Below are 15805 nucleotides of genomic sequence, written 5' to 3' on the forward strand. Positions count from 1 at the left end.
CATGTGGACTGCCCGCCCCGCGCTTCGAAATCCCCCCGCATCCCAGCGCCGCACCCCGATCCGCACTTCAGACCACGTGAAGGTGCCCTGGACGGTGTGGGCCGCGCTCCTGGCCGTGCTGCAGTGTCTCGGGTGCGGCAAGGGCGCATCGGCTGAGCCCGGCGGTGCGAAGGCCGAGTCCGGGGGCAAGGCGGAGAAGGCTGCGCCCGATGCCAAGGAGGTGACGCTGGCTCCGGTGACGGAGCTCGTTGTTGAACAAACCATCGACATCTCGGGGACCCTGGACGCCGATGAGCAGGTGACGGTCGGTGCCAAGGTGCCAGGTCGGCTCGCGTCGATCTCGGTCGATCTCGCGAGCGCGGTCCAGCGAGATCAGGTCATCGCTCAGCTCGAGACGAGGGACTACGAGCTGCGGATCGAGCAGGCCGCGGCCGCGCTGGCGCAGAGCCGCGCCCAGCTCGGTTTGCCTCAGGACGGGCCAGACGCAGAGCTCGACGTCGAGAGCACGGCCGTCGTGAGAGAGGCCCTCGCGACGTTGAAGGAGGCGCAGGCCAACCAGGTTCGCGCGCGGAACCTCGCCAAGGAAGGGCTGATGTCGGGCATGGACCGCGACGCGGCGGAGGCGGCGGCGGTCCGCGCGGAGACGGCCGTGCAGTCCGCCCGCGAGGAGGTGCGCATCCGCGAGGCGACGGTGCGCCAGCGGCGCTCCGAGCTGCGGATGGCGCGGCAGCAGCTCGCCGACGCCGTGGTGCGGTCGCCGATCGACGGCGTCGTGCAGATGCGGCGGGCGAGCGTGGGCCAGTTCCTGGCCGCGGGGGCGCCGATCGCGGACATCGTCCGCATCGACCCGCTGCGGCTGCGCGTGGCCATCCCGGAGACCGAGGCGGCCGGCGTGCGCGCCGGGCAGCAGGTGCGCGTCACCGTCCCGGGGGACACCGCCGTCCACGCCGGGACGGTCGCGCGCCTCGCGCCCGCGATCGACCCGCAGAGCCGGACGCTGCTCGTGGAGAGCGACATCAAGAACCCCGGCCACCTGCGGCCAGGCAGCCTCGTCACCGCGCAGATCGTCGTGACCTCGAAGCCGGCGCCGTCCGTGCCCGCGACAGCCATCGTCCGGTTCGCGGGCCTCTCGAAGGTGATCACGGTCGAGGACGGCAAGGCGAAGGAGAAGCAGGTCGTCACCGGCAAGGCCGCGGGGGATCGCGTCGAGATCGTCTCCGGGATCGCGGTGGGGGAGTCGGTCGTCGCCCGCCCCGGCTCGCTCCAGCAAGGTCAGCCGGTGCGCGTGGTGGAGGGGAGCTAGATGCAAACGCTCGCCAGGATCTGCATCCAGCGGCCCGTGTTCGCCGCGATGCTGGGGCTCGCCCTCATCGTCGTCGGCGCCGTGGCGTACTTCCGGCTGGGCGTGGATCGCTTCCCCGCCGTGGACCTGCCGACCGTCTCGGTCCGCACCACGCTCCCCGGCGGCGCGCCCGAGGACGTCGAGGCGGAGATCACCGAGGAGATCGAGGAGGCGGTCAACACGGTCGAGGGCATCACCGAGCTCCGCTCGATCTCGTCGAGCGGCACCTCCGTCGTCATCGCCACCTTCAACCTCGACCGCGACGTCGACTCGGCGGCGCAGGACGTGCGCGACCGCGTGCAGGCGGCGCTGCGCAGCCTGCCCGTGGGCACCGATCCGCCCATCATCGCGAAGCAGGACAACGACTCGACCCCGGTGATGACGATCGCGCTCTCCGCCGATCGCTCGATCCGTGAGCTCACCGAGATCGCCGACAAGGTCGTGCGCGTGCAGCTCGAGCGCTCGTCGGGCGTCGGCGAGGTGCGCGTCGTCGGCGGGCAGCAGCGCGCGATCAAGATCTGGCTCGACGCCGATCGGCTCGCCGCCTACGGCCTCCCGGTCACCGCCGTCCGCGAGGCCATCGTCCAGCAGAACGCGAACATCCCCGCGGGCAACGTCACGGGGAAGGAAGAAGAGCGGACGCTGCGCACGATGGGCCGCCTCGAGAGCGCGGGCGACTTCGGCAACCTGGTCGTCGGCAGCGTCGAGGGCAGGCCCGTCCGGGTGCGCGACATCGGCCGCGCCGAGGACGGCACGTACGAGCAGCGGTCGCTCGCGCGCCTCGACGGCAAGCCCACCGTCGTCCTCGACGTCGTGCGGCAGTCGGGCGCCAACACGGTCGCGGTGATCGAGGCCGTGAAGGCGAACGTGGCGAAGCTCTCCGACCAGCTCCCGGCGGACGTGAAGCTCGAGGTGATCCGCGATCAGTCGGGCTACATCTACACGGCGCTGCACGAGATCAACGTGCACCTCGTCCTCGGCAGCTTCCTCGCGTGCGCGGTGGTCCTCCTGTTCATGAGGTCGTGGCGGTCCACGATCATCGCGGGCGTCGCCATCCCGACGTCGGTCGTCGCGACGTTCGGCATGATGTGGGCGCTCGACTTCACGCTGAACAGCGTGACGATGCTCGCGCTCGTCCTGATGGTGGGCATCGTCATCGACGACGCCATCGTCGTCCTCGAGAACATCTTCCGCTTCGTCGAGGAGAAGAAGATGGACTCCTTCGAGGCGGCGAGGGCCGCCACGCAGGAGATCGGGCTCGCCGTGCTGGCGACGACGCTGTCGCTCGTCGTCATCTTCGTCCCCGTGTCGTTCATGTCGTCGATCTCGGGGCGGTTCCTGTTCCAGTTCGGGATCACGGCCACGGTCGCGATCCTCGTGAGCCTGCTCGTCAGCTTCTCGCTGACCCCGATGATGAGCGCGCGCCTGCTCCGCAAGGAGGCGAGCCGCGCGCACGAGGCGGGGGAGGCGGGCGGCGAGGTGAAGACGCGCCGCGGCTTCTACGGCCGGCTCGAGGCCCGGTACACGGGCGCCCTCGAGTTCGCGATGCGGCACCGCGCGCTGGTCGCCGTCTCCGCGCTCGTGGTGATGGCGTCGTCGGTGCCGCTCTACGGGCTCGTGAAGCAGGAGTACATCCCCTCCGGGGCGGACGACGCGGAGTTCGAGATCCGCGTCACGGCCCCGCTCAGCGCGAGCATCGGCGCGATGGACGACGTCATGCGGCGGATCGGCGACGACGTGCGCAGCGTGCGCGGGGTGCGCAGCGTGCTCGCCACGGCGGGCGGCGGCTTCGTGGGCGGCGTCAGCTCCGGCGAGGCGTTCGTCCGGATCGCCCCGCACGACGAGCGCACGTTCTCGCTGACGCGGCTGTTCCGGGAGACGCTCTCCGGCAACCCGCTCCGCGCGTTCAAGGACAACTACGCGCAGAACGAGGTGATGCAGGAGGTGCGGCGCAAGCTGCGCAAGTACACCGACCTCCGGATCTCGGTCCGCAACGTGCCGTCGTTCAACATCGGCGGCGGAAATTTCGAGATCGACTTCGCGATCCAGGGGCCGGACATCGAGGCGCTCGAGCGCTACGCGAACGAGCTCCGGGACCGCGCCGCGCAGCTCGGCGGCATCGTGGACGCGGACGTGACGCTGAAGATCGACCGGCCCGAGCTGCGGGTGCTCATCGATCGCGAGCGCGCCGCGGCGCTCGGGGTCCGGACCGAGGACATCGCGGGCGCGCTGCGCCTGATGGTGGGCGGAGATCAGGAGGTCTCGCGCTTCCGCGACGAGGAGGCCAACGAGAACTACGACGTGCAGCTCCGGCTGATCGAGGAGGATCGCGACGATCTGGCGGCCGTCCGCCGCCTGTACGTGCCGCGGACGGCGCGCGCCTTGCCGGCGCCGCAGCCGGGGGGCGCCGGCGTCGCGGCGGCGCCCACGGCCGGGGCGCCGCTGCTCCGTGGCGACCTGGTGCGCCTCGACAACCTGGTGCGCATCGAGGAGGCGAAGAGCCCGTCGCGCATCGACCGGCTCGATCGCCAGCGGGTCTCGAGCCTGCGGGCCGGCGTGGCGCCCGGCTACGCGCTGGCCGACCGGCTCGAGGCGCTGCGCGGCGCCGCGCGCGAGATGGACATGCCCTCGGCGTACACGACCAGCGTGCGCGGCCGCGGCGCGGAGCTGGAGCGCACGTTCGGCGAGTTCATCTGGGCGTTCCTCCTGTCGATCGTGCTCATGTACATGATCCTCGCGTCGCAGTTCGAGAGCCTCGTGCACCCGGTCACGATCCTGCTCTCGCTCCCGCTGTCGGTGCCGTTCGCGCTGCTGAGCCTCTGGGCCACCGGGAACACGCTCAACCTCTATTCGGCGCTCGGCTTCCTCGTGCTGTTCGGCGTGGTGAAGAAGAACTCGATCCTCCAGGTCGACCACATGAACAAGCTCCGCGCCGAGGGCATGCCGCGCGCGCAGGCGATCCTCCAGGCGAACCGCGACCGGCTGCGGCCCATCCTGATGACGACGCTGGCCCTGGTCGCGGGCATGCTGCCGCTCTGGCTGGGCACGGGCCCTGGCGCCGAGGAGCGCCACACCATCGCGGTCGTGGTCATCGGCGGCCAGTCGCTCAGCTTGCTGCTCACGCTGATCGTCACGCCGGTCTCGTACTCGCTGCTCGACGATCTCGCGCACAGCGAGCGCTGGGGCCGCGTCGGGGCCCGCGTGGGCTCGCTCCGCGACCGGGCGGTCGCGCAGGTCGGCCGGCTCGCCGCGCGCGTGCGGCGGACGACGTAGGCGGGGCGGGCGCTGGGCCGGGGCTCGTCAGCCCTTCGCGATGCCGAGCGCGGCCACGACCACCGAGGCCCAGCCCACGAGCAGCAGCAGCCCGCCGAGCGGCGTGACCCCGCCGAGGCTGCGGATGCCCGTCAGGGTCATCACGTAGAGGCTGCCGGAGAAGAGGAGCACGCCGCCCGCGAAGGAGAAGCCGGCGACGGTCGCCGCCGTCCCGCCCGTGCGCGCGGCGAGGTGCGCGGCGAGCGCGAGCGCGAGCGCGTGGACGAGGTGGTACTGGGCGCCGGTCTGCCACCAGGACGCGCGCAGCGCGCCGTCCGGCAGCGCGTCCAGCCGCGCCTTGAGGCCGTGGGAGCCGAAGGCGCCGAGCGCCACCGCGAGGAAGCCGTAGGCGCCCGAGAGGAGGAAGAACAGGCGTTCCATCGGGCGCGGAGCTTAGCCCATGGCCACGGCGCGTCACCGGGCACGACGCGTCGATCGCCGCGCCTCCGGCCCGGGCCCCGGGGTTGACGGCGTCCGGGCCGTGCGGTCTCGTAGAGGTGCTCGGGGGAGGAGCGCAGGTGAGCCCCCGCGGAGGCCCGTGGGCATGGCGAGCGAGCCGGAGGAAAAGCAGGGCGCGGACCGGGAGCTCACGGCGCCGGGCGAGTCGCTCGCCGCGCGGGAGCGCGAGCTCCTCGCGAGGGACGGGAGCGATCTCCAGGGGTTGCGCACGAAGGTGCGGGCCGCGGTGGCGCTCGGCGTCCTCGGCCTGGCCCTCTACGCGGCGCACTTCGGCTCGTGGCGGACGTTCGCCGAGGCGTTCGCGGCGGGCATCCTCGTCACGGGCGCGGCGGCGCTGGTGGGCATCCTGCTCGGGTTTCTGTTCGGGATCCCGCGCACGCTGGTCGACGAGGGCGGCTCGTCGTCCGCGAGGACCGGCACGTCCGCGCGCCCGGACGGCGTGGTGGCCGTCTACTCGCCCAACACGAACCTCGAGCAGATCTCCGACTGGCTCTCCAAGATCCTCGTCGGCGTCGGGCTCACGCAGCTCAACGACATCCCCTCCGCGCTGGTGCGCTTCTCGGTCTGGCTCGGCTCGGGCATGCCGGAGCACCCGGAGGCGGGGAAGTTCGCGCTCGGCGCCATCGCCTACGCGTCCGTCTTCGGCTTTCTCTACGGCTACATCTGGACGCGCGTGGTCCTGAGCCCGATGTTCCGGCGCGCCGACGAGCAGCTCCGCAAGGCCATGGTCCGGCTGGCGATCGCCGAGCGCTCCGTGACCAAGGCGATCGCCGAGGCCGCCGTGGTCGAGCGCTCCGCCACGGAGACCTTCGAGCGCGCGCAGGTCAGGGCCGAGCAGGTCCTGCTCCAGGCGAAGCAGCGCGCCGAGCAGCTCGAGGGCACGCTGAAGCGGATGCTGGACCGGCTCTACGACCCCCCCGAGCTCATGGGGTACGCGGACACGATCCGCATCGCCGAGGAGCACATCGCGCGCGAAGGAGAGCCGGACAACTTCCTCTTCTGGCTGCGCTACGCGGCCGCGCAAGGCCAGCGCGCGGCCCGCGAGCCCAGGGTGTACGAGGAGGCGAAGCGATGCGCGCTCGAGGCGGCCCGCAAGGTCCTGGGCCAGAGCCCGGAGATGGGCCGCTACTGGCTCTCGCTCCTGTGGCACCCGGAGCACCCGCAGCGCACGCCCGGCGAGGACGATCTGCAGGTGTTCTTCGACGAGCCCGAGTTCAAGGCGCTGATCGGAAGCGAGCCCTACATCCCCGTGACGTGACGCGGTCGACAGCCCGCGCCGGTCGCCGGTCGCCCGTCGTCCCTCCGTGGACCGCGCCTCAGCCGCCCTGCGCCGACCGTCGCGGGAAGATCGTCCCCCGGATCTCGGCGGGCGACGCGCCGAACGCCGCCGCGAGGCGGCCGAGGACGAGGCGGTTCAGCCGGCCATCCGGCGGCGCCTTGACCGCGATCACGAACGCGGCGTCGACCGGCGTGCCGGCGTGGCTCGCCGCCCGCTCGGCGAGCGCCGCCGCCTCCGGCCCCGAGAGCTCCTCGCGCCGCGCCACGCGGATCTTCACGTAGAGCGCCGCCCGCATCAGCGCGTGGTAGCCGTGGATCCACGCCATCCAGCGCTCCTCCGGGCCCCCGGCGAGCGCCCGCGCGAGCGCCTCGCGTCGCCGCTCGATCTCGTCGAAGGGCAGGTTGTCGAGCTCGTTCAGCGCGCCGGGGAACTCGCCCGCGAGCGCGCGGAACACCTCCCTGCCCGGGATCGGCTCGCCGGCCGACCGCGCGCGCCGGAGCTCCGCGATCGTGCGGTACTTGCGGTCGAGCCGCGACAGCGCCTCCGGAGAGAGCCTCTCGCCGCCGTCGGGGCTCGCCGCGGACGTCACAGCCAGCCGTGGGGGAACGCGAGCACGTCGCCGATCGACGAGGCGCCGAGGCACAGCGCGACGAGCCGATCGACCCCGAGCGCGTTGCCCGCCGCGGGCGGCATCCCCTCCTCGAGCGCCTCGAGGAAGCGCTCGTCGATCGGGTAGACCGGCTTGCCCTGGGCCGCCCGCGCCGCCTGATCGGCGAGCAGCCGCGCCCGCTGCTCGACCGGGTCGGTGAGCTCGCCGAATCCATTGCAGAGCTCGACGCCGCCGACATACAGCTCGAACCGCTCGCACACCCGCGGATCACCGGGCTTCAGCCGCGCGAGCGACGCGAACGGCGCGGGAAAATCGACGAGGAACACCGGGCGGGGCAGCGCCGCGAGCGCCGGCTCCACCTGATCCACCAGCAGGCGGAAGAACCGCTCCTCGTCGCGCGACGCGAGCGCGATCGCGTCGTCCGCGGGCACGCCCGCCCAGCGCGCGAACGCCTCGCCGACAGAGATGTGCGGAAACGGCCGCTCCAGGCTCACCTGCCTGCCGGCCGCCGAGATCGTGCCCCCGGCGCCGAGCGCGTCCGCCACGCGCTGTACGATCGCCTCCGTGTCGGACATCACCTCGTCCACACCCGCGAACGCGCGATACCATTCGAGCATCGTGAACTCCGGGTTGTGCCTGTCCCCGAGCTCCCCGCGGCGGAAGCAGCGCGCGAGCTGGAAGGAGCGCGGGACGCCGCCCGTGAGCAGCCGCTTCATCTGGTACTCCGGGCTCGTGATCAGGAAGGTCGGGCGCGCCGCCTGCACCTCGAACGCGTCGAGGTGGAGATCGAGCCCGGGGGAGGGGACCATGCTCGGCGTCTCGACCTCGAGGAACCGGCGCTCGGCGAACAGCGCCCGGATCGCCGCGAGCGCCGCGGCGCGCCGCGCGAGCGCCGCCCCGCGCCCGCGGTGGATCGCGCGCTCGGTCTCGCTCGACGGCGGCGCCGCGGCGGCCGCGCGCCCCCGCGGCGGCCTCCGCGGCGCGATCCGCTCGACGAGCCGCGCGGAGGCGAGCGCGCCGCCGGCCGGCGCCCCCTCGACGACCGCGAGGTCGCCGACCTCCATCGGCGCCGCGCCCGCGCCGTCCAGCGCGACGCGCACCGCGCCGAACGCGTCGCCGAGGACGACGGCGCCCTCCGCGACCTCGAGCACGCGGCCGCCGACGCGCACCCGGCCGGGCAGCGGCGCGCCGGCGGAGGCGACGTCGCTCGGGGCGAGCGTCTCCGGGAACCCGGTCAAGATGTTTGTTTCAGAGCGACCCACGGGGACCTGCGCCGGAAGTCCCGGAGACATACCACGCATGTCCACCAGAGACGTCAGGCAAGAAGCCAACGACGGTCACAGATCCTCACGTTTCCGAGAGGGCGCCGCCTCGCTCCTCCTTGAAGACCCAACGTAACTCGATACGTTGGTCGCGCTCGTCGGTCCGGCCTCGCCGCGCCTCACGCGAGCGCTGCTTGCAGAAACCCAGCCGGAGAGAAGACCCATGAGACGACAGCTCCTCTTGCTTCCGTTGACCGCGCTCGCGACCCTCGTCTCTGCGGGGTCTGCCGCCGCGTCCGACTGGCACACGGTACCGCCGGGCTCGCCCGCAGCGGCCGTGTCCGCTCGCATCGCGGCGGGCGCGCGCCAGGCGGCAGAGGTGTATCTGAAGCACGCCGCTTCCGAGCTCCGGCTTCACGGCGTCTCGCTGCGCTATCAAAGGGAGCTCCTGGCCGGGGAGCACCGCACTGTCCGGTTCGAGCAGGTCCACCTGGGGCTGCCCGTGCTCGGCGCCGCCGCGGCGGTCCGCGTCGCCCCCGACGGCCGCGTGACGACCGTGGTGCTCGACGTGGCGCGGGACCTGTCGGTGCCGACGGCGCCGAAGTACCGGGAGGAGGCCGCGCGGAAGGCGGTGGAGGCGACGTACGGGGTGACGCTGGCGGAGCGGCCGAGCGCGGCGCTCGCTGTGTTCCCCGAGGCGGAGACGGCCGGCAAGCTCGTCTGGGTGGTCGACGTCCGGTCCGAGCGCGGCGGGGACCGCTACCTCGTCGACGCGCACACCGGGCGCATCGTCCACCGGCGTCCGCTCGCCGTCGACGCGCGCGGGCGCGTCTATCCGATCAGCGCCGCGGTCACGCCGCGGGTCGAGGACCGCGAGCTGACCGACCTCGACGCGGCGGATCCCCAGACCTTGAGCGGCTGGAGCGGCAACCTCAAGGTGGTGAACTACGTGGACGGCGACCTCCTGTCCGGCGTCCCGCTCACCCTGGAGCAGAGCGTGGAGCCGAACTCGGGCGAGGACTTCCTCTACAATCCCCCTGCGAGCGCCGACGACGCGCACGACCAGTTCGCGCAGGTCGGCATCTATTACCACCTCACCCGGATGCGCGATTACTTCAGGTCGACTCATCAGCTCGACATGACGGCGCCCAGCTGGAAGCTCGTCGCGGTCGCCAACATGCTGGAGTCGGGCCGGCCGATGGACAACGCGTTCTTCTCGCCGGAGGGCGTGGGAGCGCCCTTCAACGCGCCGAACCTCGTCGCCATCGGCCAGGGCTCCTATTTCGACTTCTCGGACGACTCCGACGTGTTCCTCCACGAGTTCACCCACTACATCTCGGCCAACGCGGTCGGCTACAATGAGGGCCAGTTCGCGATGAACGAGTACGGGCTCTCGCCGTGGGGCGGCAGCATCGACGAGGGCCTCGCGGACTACTTCGCGTGCACGGTGAACGGCGACTCCACGCTCGGCGAGGCGACGCTCGAGCTCTTCGGGATGCAGCGCGAGCTCACGGACGACGCCAAGACGTGCCCTGACGACCTCGTCGGCGAGGTGCACGAGGACGGCGAGATGGTCGGCAGCGTCGCGTGGTCCTTGCGCGACAGGTTCGGTCAGGTGGTGGGCGACAGGCTGGTCTGGAGCGCGATGACGCTGCTCACCCGCAACGCCTCGCTCGACGACTTCGCCCGGGCGATCCAGACGGCGGCCGCCGACCTGGTGAGCGCCGGTGAGCTCTCGGCGGCGGACGCCAGCGCCGTGGACGCGCTCATCAAGAGCCGCGGCCTGGACGACTGCGACGAGGTGCTCGACCTGAGCGGCGGCAACTCGCGGCGGACGCAGATGTTCGGCATCGACTCGCTGATCCTGGGCTCCGGGGCGTCGTGCGCGGAGGCCCGCGCGCAGATCAGCCTCCAGAGCCTCTTCCACTTCAAGAGCACGCCGGATCCGACAGCGAAGGGCATCCGCTTCACCGTGCAGCTCCAGCCCGCCGGCGGCGACGACCTCGAGTGGAACATCTACGTGAGGACCGGCCGTCATGTCGGGTTCACGTCGACCGGCTTCCTGCCGGCGGCCACGCGCTTCGATTACAGCGTGGAGAAGATCACGGACACCTACGGTGAGATCGTCATCGACGAGACCTCCGATCCGCCGTTCGACCCTGCGGAGACGTATTACATGGTGCTCGGTCACGGGAACTGTCCGCCCAGCATCGTGACGGCGGAGAGCGAGGATCTCGGGGTCGAGCCGCCGCCGGATCCGGTGGATCCGATCGACCCGGTGGACCCTGCCGAGCCGGAGACCGGCTCGTCGGGCGGCGCGACGCCGGGGCCGACCAAGTATCCGCCCGCGGATCCGCCGGCGGCGGGGTGCGCGTGCCGCGCCGCCGCGCCGAGCGCGCCCGCCGCCCCGTGGGCGGCGCTCTCGGGGATCGCGCTCGCCGGAGCGGCGGTGCTCAGGCGGCGCGCCCGCGCGCGCCGGGCTCGCGGCTGAGCGGCGCGTCACGCGGCGCGCGTCACGCGTCGCGCCTCGCGGCGCGCGCCCTCCACCGCGAGCGCGGGCGCTCCACCGCGGGCGTGGGCGCTCGGCCAGAGTGGGTGAGCCCCTCGGCCCGTGGCGCTGCCGCGCTCCGGGCGCGGCGGCCCGACGGAGCTGGATCGTCTCTGATGAGGTGAGCTGAGATTGCAAGCGCACGGCGCTGAGCGCTCGTGCGCCTGGCTTCTGCTGGACTGCTGCGGAGTCCGTCTCCGCTGCGCTAACGCCCGCCGGCGCCGCCGCCCGCGCCACCGGAGCCGCCACCGGAGCCGCCAGCGCCGCCGTTGCCGCCGTTGCCGCCGTTGCCGCCGCCCGCACCGCCGTTGCCGCCGCCCGCACCGCCGTTGCCGCCGCCGGCGCCATCCGTACCGCCCGCACCGCCGTTGCCGCCGCCCGCGCCACCCGCGCCGCCCGCACCGCCGGTGCCCGTGGCGGTGCTCGTCGTCGTGGTCGTGCTGGTGTTGCCGGACGACGGCTCCAGCGAGGGGTCGCAGGCCTGCGTGATCACGCCGGGTCGGCAGCAGCGATATTGTTGCTGTTGCTGGCCGATGGCCGTGCACTCGAGGCCGGCCGTGCAGTCCTCGCTGCCGTTCGCGATGTCGCAGGGCTCGCCCTCGCGCTGGTCGCTGCAGCTCGCGGCGGAGGCGAGGACGGCCGCGGCGAGCGCGGCCAGGAGGAGCGCGGGGCGCAGGGCGTCGCGCGACGTCTTCAGGGCTTTCACGCGCGCTGGTCTAGCAGAACCAGGCGGGCTTGCCTATTGCGCATCTACGTCGGAGGAGCGGCCCGGTTCTTGGCGTCGATCGCGTCGATGAACAGGCCCATGTACTGCGCTGCGCTCGTGATCGAGAAGATGAGCGACAGATAGATGAGCAGCCGCCCCACGTGCACCACGTCGACCTCGCCGAAGTCGACGCCGAGGTGAATCCGGTACGGGTAGCCGAGGATCAGGCAGACGATGCCGATCATCTGCAGCGCCGTCTTGATCTTCCCGCCGTCGCCCGCCGCGATGACGAGCCCCTCCGTCGACGCGATCGAGCGGAGCGCCGTGATCGTGATCTCGCGCGAGATGAGCAGCACCACCGCCCACGCCGGGATCCGGCCCATCGGGACCAGCCACACCAGCGTGCTCGCGACGATGAGCTTGTCGGCGAGCGGATCGAGGAACTTGCCGAGCACGCTCACGAGGCCCTGCCGCCGCGCCAGGTAGCCGTCGAGCATGTCCGTGAGCGCCGCGAGCGAGTAGACGCACGCGGCCCAGAAGCAGTCGCGCGGCGCGCCCCTCGAGAGGAGCAGGAGGACGGCCGGGATCATGACGATCCGCGCGAACGTCAGCAGGTTCGGGAGGTTCTTTGCGTCCTCCCAGAGCGTCCTCCGCCGCTGCGCCTTGATGCCCCGCAGGGACGTGTCCGCGCTAGCGGCCATCGACGAGAACCATCCCCTCTCCACCGAACGTCACGAAGCCCTGCATCCCTCCGGGCGCCTCGGTCGCGGGCAGCGTGCGCGGCAGGAGCCGCCCCATCCACCCGAGCACCGCGGTCGCGCGCGTCGACGTCGGCCGCGACGGCGTGATCTCCAGCGCGGCCGCGCGCTCGGGCACCGAGAGCACCACGTGGCCGCGTCCGCGGAGCTGCACCATCGCGACCGCCTCGCCGTCGCCGGCCGGCAGGCGGCCGTTCTCGTAGCCGATCGGCAGCTCGAAGCCGATGAGCACGTCCTCGCGCAGGTAGATCGGCTCTTCCCCGAGCGTCACGGCGTGGAGCCGCCGCCCCTCCGGCGCGCCGAGCACGAGCTCGCAGCGCCCGCCGATCTCCACGAAGGGCGTGCTCGGCCCGCCGAGCGGCTCGTCGAAGATGCGGCCGCGCGCCTGCCGCTTCAGCACGTGCGTCGCCGTCCCGGAGTGCACGCTCATCGTGCGCAGCCCGTCGAGCCGGGCCACGAAGCCCTTCGCCGCCTGCACGAGGACGACGCCGGTCGCGTGCCGCGCGATCGCGACGTCGCGCGGGAAGGTCAGCAGCCGCTCGCGCACGAGCCCCAGCAACGTCTCCGGCGGCTGCGACACGAGCGGCGCCGTGGCCGGCTGCGGCGTCGCGGGCGCCGCCGTGGGAGGCGGCAGCGACGACGACCTCGCGGCGGCCTTCCTGCTCGCCAGCGACGCCTCGCTCGTCGCCGGGACCGAGACCGCGAAGCGGCCCGTGGGAGAGGGCTCGTCGGGCGCGATCGAGCCGCGGCGCACGGACGGCTGCGCGCTGCCCGCGGGCGGCGCCTGCACCGCCGGCATCGACGGGACCGTCGGCGCCGCGCCGCCCCTCGGGCCGGGCGCTCGGCTCACGCTCGCCACGCTCGCCGCGCCCGCCGCGGCTCCCGTGCGGCCGTCTGCCCCGAGGCTCCGGACCGACGGCGGTGCCGGGATGGTCGCCATCGTCTCGCGGCCAGGCTCGATCGCCGACCAGGTCCCGGACGGGATGCGCGGCAGATCCGAGTCGTGCCTGAAGCCCGCGCCGGCGCGATCGAGCGCCTGCACCGCCTCGCCGGCGGCGCGCTGCACCTCGGCGCGCGCCTCGGCCTTGGCCTCGACCGGCGGCTGATCCTCGGTGTCGGGCGGCTCGATCGGGTACCTGCCCGTGGCGCCGCCCGTCATGTCGAGGAGGCGGCGCGCCATCGCGTCGTGGCCGCCCGCCGCGAAGGCGTGGCTCGCGCGCTCGTAGTCGCCCATGCGCTGGAACGCGAGCCCCAGGTAGCCCCAGGCGCGCTGGTGCTTCGGGTTCTGCTCGAGCGCCCTCTCCAGCTCGGACCGCGCCTGCGCCGGCTGCCCGGTCTTGAGGTACGAGAGCGCGAGGTTGATGCGCGGCTCGACCGCCTCCGGGTGGGCCTGGATCAGCCGCTCATAGATCGCGATCGCGCGCGGGTAGAGCCCGAGCCGGAAGTAGACGATGCCGAGGAGATCCTGCCCCTTGGGATCGCTCGGCTGGAGCGAGAGGGCGCGCTCGAGCTCCGCCTTCGCGGCGTGGACCCGGTTGTCCTGCAGGAGCTCGCTGCCCCGGTGCAGGTGGAACAGGAACTCCTCCGCTGCGACTTCGCGGGTGGAAGGCCGGGGGTCGTCGCGCTCGGGCATCGTCGGCTGGATCGTACACGAAAACGCACACGCGCCGTCAGGCGCTCGCCGCCTCGATCGCCTCGGCGAGCGTGAACGCCCCCTCGTAGAGCGCGCGGCCCACGATCACGCCGCTGACCCCGGGGATCTGCGCGAGCGCGCGGAGGTGGGCGAGCGAGCCGACGCCGCCGGAGGCGAGCACGGGGAAGCCGCTTGAGCCGGCGAGCTCACGCGTGGCCTCCAGGTTCGGCCCGACCTGCGTTCCGTCGCGGGAGACGTCGGTGTAGAGGAGCGCCGCGATCGGCGAGCCGGCGAGCGCGCGGGCGACGTCGAGCGCCGTGACCGAGGAGACCTGCTCCCAGCCCTGCACGGCCACGCGCCCGTCCTTCGCGTCGACGGCGACCACGACGCGCCCCGGGAAGCGGCCGGCGAGGTCGCGCACGAGCGCCGGATCGTTCACCGCGGCGGTCCCGAGCACGATGCGGTCGGCGCCGAGCGAGAGGTAGCTCTCGGCCGCGGCGGCGGAGCGGATGCCGCCGCCCACCTGCACGCTGCCGCCGTCCACGCCGAACGCCGCGATGATCGCGCGGACCGCGTCGGCTTGCACGGGCATGCCGGCCCGGGCTCCTTCGAGATCGACCACGTGGAGCCGATCGCAGGCGCGGCGGAGGCGGGCGGCGAGCGCCGCGGGGTCCTGGTCGTAGACGGTGACCTGATCGTAGCGTCCCTGGTGGAGGCGCACGGCCTGGCCTCCGAGGAGATCGATGGCGGGGATGAGCTGCACGCGGCGGGTCTAGCGCGCCTCTGCGCCCGCGGGTAGAGGCGGCGGGGGCGGGCGACGCTCGCCGCGCCGCCCCGTCGCCCGCCCGCCGCGCCGCGGCGTCACCACGCCCCGCGCGCGCCGATCACCACGCCGTCCGGCCCTGCCGTGAGCACCCCGGCGCGGATCCGCCTTGACGCCGCGCCGGCGGCCTCCTCGCCCTGCTTCGGCTCGGTCAGGAAGAGCACCGCCGCCGCCCCGAGCCCGGCCAGCCCCACGCCGAAGCCGATCGTGCTCACGAGCCCCGTGGTGCTCGCGCTCTCCGCCGCGTCGATCCCCGTCGGGTCGCACGCCGTCTCGTCGCTCACGCCGATCGCGCTGCCGCAGTGCTTCTCGACGACGCTCTTCTTGCCGAGCGTGAGCGCGCCCGTCACCCCGCCGAGCACGAGCCCCGCCACGCCCACGCCGCCCGCCACGAAGGCGGCCGCTCGCCGCCCCGAGACGCCGCCGGACGGCGCCGCCGTCGAGGCGCCGTTCACCTGCAGCTCCACGCGCTTCTTCTCGCCCTCGGCGAGCTGGATCCGCGTCTCCCAGACGGGCCCTCCCGGCGCCTGCGTCGACACGACGTGCTCGCCCGGCTCCACCGGCACGCCCTTGCTGAGCAGGGCGCTGTCCACCACGCGGCCGTCGCGCTTCACCACCGTCCCTGCGGGCGCTCCCGGCGGGAGGGACAGCGAGAGCTCCGGCACGAGCGGGCCCAGCCGCTCGCGCTCCTTCTGGGCCACCTTCGCGCGCTCGCCTTGCCGGCTCTTCTGCTCCGGCGTCATCTGCTCGTACTGCGCCAGGTAGTCCCCGAAGCGCGTGAACGCGCTCGCGACGTGGCCCCACCTCGACTCGCAGATCGCCAGCGTGAAGAGCGCCCCCGGCTTCGGCTCGAGCCGATGGCTCTCGGCGATGGACGCGCAGCCGGTCTCGTACTTGCCAGCCTCCATGTCGGCGAGGCCTCGGTCGAAGAGGGCCTCCGCCGCGCTCTCCTGCGCCGCGGCGGGCGTCGCGACGGCGAGGGGGCAGAGGACGAGGGCGAGAGGAGCGATCCGGCGCAGGCAACGTGTCATGTTCTGGCGCATCCACAGGGCGAAGGGTCAACCGGCGTGCTC

The 15805-nt window shown here is 73.2% G+C and carries 12 protein-coding genes; 4 read left to right on the forward strand and 8 right to left on the reverse strand.

Translation table 11 applies throughout. The features are described 5' to 3' along the window. Positions 1 to 76 precede the first annotated feature (76 nt). Together WME76_RS10275 and WME76_RS10280 are read left to right on the forward strand one after the other, a co-directional pair. Positions 77 to 1303 (forward strand): efflux RND transporter periplasmic adaptor subunit, encoded by a 1227-nt coding sequence (locus tag WME76_RS10275; RefSeq protein ID WP_437959972.1) that lies wholly within the window; start codon positions 77 to 79, stop codon positions 1301 to 1303. Further along, positions 1304 to 4615 carry an efflux RND transporter permease subunit gene (locus WME76_RS10280; protein ID WP_437959973.1) on the forward strand — a complete coding sequence of 1104 codons (3312 nt, stop codon included), beginning with the start codon at positions 1304 to 1306 and terminating at the stop codon, positions 4613 to 4615. It begins immediately after the preceding gene. 27 nt (positions 4616 to 4642) lie between these two features. Here WME76_RS10280 and WME76_RS10285 read toward each other — a convergent pair whose 3' ends face one another. Continuing rightward, positions 4643 to 5035, reverse strand: coding sequence for a DUF423 domain-containing protein (locus tag WME76_RS10285; protein WP_437959974.1), 393 nt, complete (start codon positions 5033 to 5035; stop codon positions 4643 to 4645). Positions 5036 to 5198: 163 nt separating this feature from the next. Between WME76_RS10285 and WME76_RS10290 the strand changes: the two genes are divergently transcribed. Beyond that, a complete protein-coding gene (locus WME76_RS10290) occupies positions 5199 to 6371 on the forward strand; it encodes a hypothetical protein (RefSeq protein ID WP_437959975.1) in 1173 nt (390 codons plus the stop codon). A gap of 58 nt (positions 6372 to 6429) precedes the next feature. On the opposite strand, the gene WME76_RS10295 is transcribed toward WME76_RS10290, so the two are convergent. Together WME76_RS10295 and epmA are read right to left on the reverse strand one after the other, a co-directional pair. Then, on the reverse strand, positions 6430 to 6981 hold the full coding sequence (locus tag WME76_RS10295; RefSeq protein WP_437959976.1) for a hypothetical protein: 552 nt from the start codon (positions 6979 to 6981) through the stop codon (positions 6430 to 6432). Further along, positions 6978 to 8240: an EF-P lysine aminoacylase EpmA gene (epmA, locus tag WME76_RS10300; RefSeq protein ID WP_437959977.1), complete on the reverse strand. Its 1263-nt coding sequence runs from the start codon at positions 8238 to 8240 to the stop codon at positions 6978 to 6980. Before epmA ends, WME76_RS10295 begins: the two co-directional genes overlap by 4 nt. Before the next feature lie 247 nt (positions 8241 to 8487). On the opposite strand from epmA, the gene WME76_RS10305 reads away from it, so the two are divergent. Continuing rightward, entirely contained in the window at positions 8488 to 10755 is a 2268-nt protein-coding gene (locus WME76_RS10305; protein WP_437959978.1) for a hypothetical protein, read from the forward strand. A gap of 262 nt (positions 10756 to 11017) precedes the next feature. Here WME76_RS10305 and WME76_RS10310 read toward each other — a convergent pair whose 3' ends face one another. The 5 genes from WME76_RS10310 to WME76_RS10330 all read right to left on the reverse strand — a co-directional run bounded on the left by WME76_RS10310 (position 11018) and on the right by WME76_RS10330 (position 15763). After that, positions 11018 to 11518 carry a hypothetical protein gene (locus tag WME76_RS10310; protein WP_437959979.1) on the reverse strand — a complete coding sequence of 167 codons (501 nt, stop codon included), beginning with the start codon at positions 11516 to 11518 and terminating at the stop codon, positions 11018 to 11020. A 44-nt stretch (positions 11519 to 11562) separates the two neighbouring features. Then, on the reverse strand, positions 11563 to 12219 hold the full coding sequence (gene pgsA / locus WME76_RS10315; protein ID WP_437959980.1) for a CDP-diacylglycerol--glycerol-3-phosphate 3-phosphatidyltransferase: 657 nt from the start codon (positions 12217 to 12219) through the stop codon (positions 11563 to 11565). Further along, positions 12209 to 13909: a tetratricopeptide repeat protein gene (locus WME76_RS10320; protein ID WP_437959981.1), complete on the reverse strand. Its 1701-nt coding sequence runs from the start codon at positions 13907 to 13909 to the stop codon at positions 12209 to 12211. The genes pgsA and WME76_RS10320 overlap by 11 nt, the downstream gene beginning before the upstream one ends. A 37-nt stretch (positions 13910 to 13946) precedes the next feature. Then, positions 13947 to 14672 carry a 1-(5-phosphoribosyl)-5-[(5-phosphoribosylamino)methylideneamino]imidazole-4-carboxamide isomerase gene (hisA, locus tag WME76_RS10325; protein WP_437959982.1) on the reverse strand — a complete coding sequence of 242 codons (726 nt, stop codon included), beginning with the start codon at positions 14670 to 14672 and terminating at the stop codon, positions 13947 to 13949. A gap of 98 nt (positions 14673 to 14770) precedes the next feature. Further along, on the reverse strand, positions 14771 to 15763 hold the full coding sequence (locus WME76_RS10330) for a hypothetical protein (protein ID WP_437959983.1): 993 nt from the start codon (positions 15761 to 15763) through the stop codon (positions 14771 to 14773). Positions 15764 to 15805 lie beyond the last annotated feature (42 nt).

Source organism: Sorangium sp. So ce119 (genome assembly GCF_051524405.1).
Taxonomy (GTDB): domain Bacteria; phylum Myxococcota_A; class Polyangia; order Polyangiales; family Polyangiaceae; genus Sorangium; species Sorangium cellulosum_G.

Coding starts and splice junctions, on each gene's coding strand:
- WME76_RS10320 (WP_437959981.1), bottom strand. CDS start 13,909: ATGCCCGAGCGCGACGACCCCCGGCCTTCCACCCGCGAAGTCGCAGCG.
- WME76_RS10330 (WP_437959983.1), bottom strand. CDS start 15,763: ATGACACGTTGCCTGCGCCGGATCGCTCCTCTCGCCCTCGTCCTCTGC.
- pgsA (WP_437959980.1), bottom strand. CDS start 12,219: ATGGCCGCTAGCGCGGACACGTCCCTGCGGGGCATCAAGGCGCAGCGG.
- WME76_RS10285 (WP_437959974.1), bottom strand. CDS start 5,035: ATGGAACGCCTGTTCTTCCTCCTCTCGGGCGCCTACGGCTTCCTCGCG.
- WME76_RS10280 (WP_437959973.1), top strand. CDS start 1,304: ATGCAAACGCTCGCCAGGATCTGCATCCAGCGGCCCGTGTTCGCCGCG.
- WME76_RS10290 (WP_437959975.1), top strand. CDS start 5,199: ATGGCGAGCGAGCCGGAGGAAAAGCAGGGCGCGGACCGGGAGCTCACG.
- WME76_RS10305 (WP_437959978.1), top strand. CDS start 8,488: ATGAGACGACAGCTCCTCTTGCTTCCGTTGACCGCGCTCGCGACCCTC.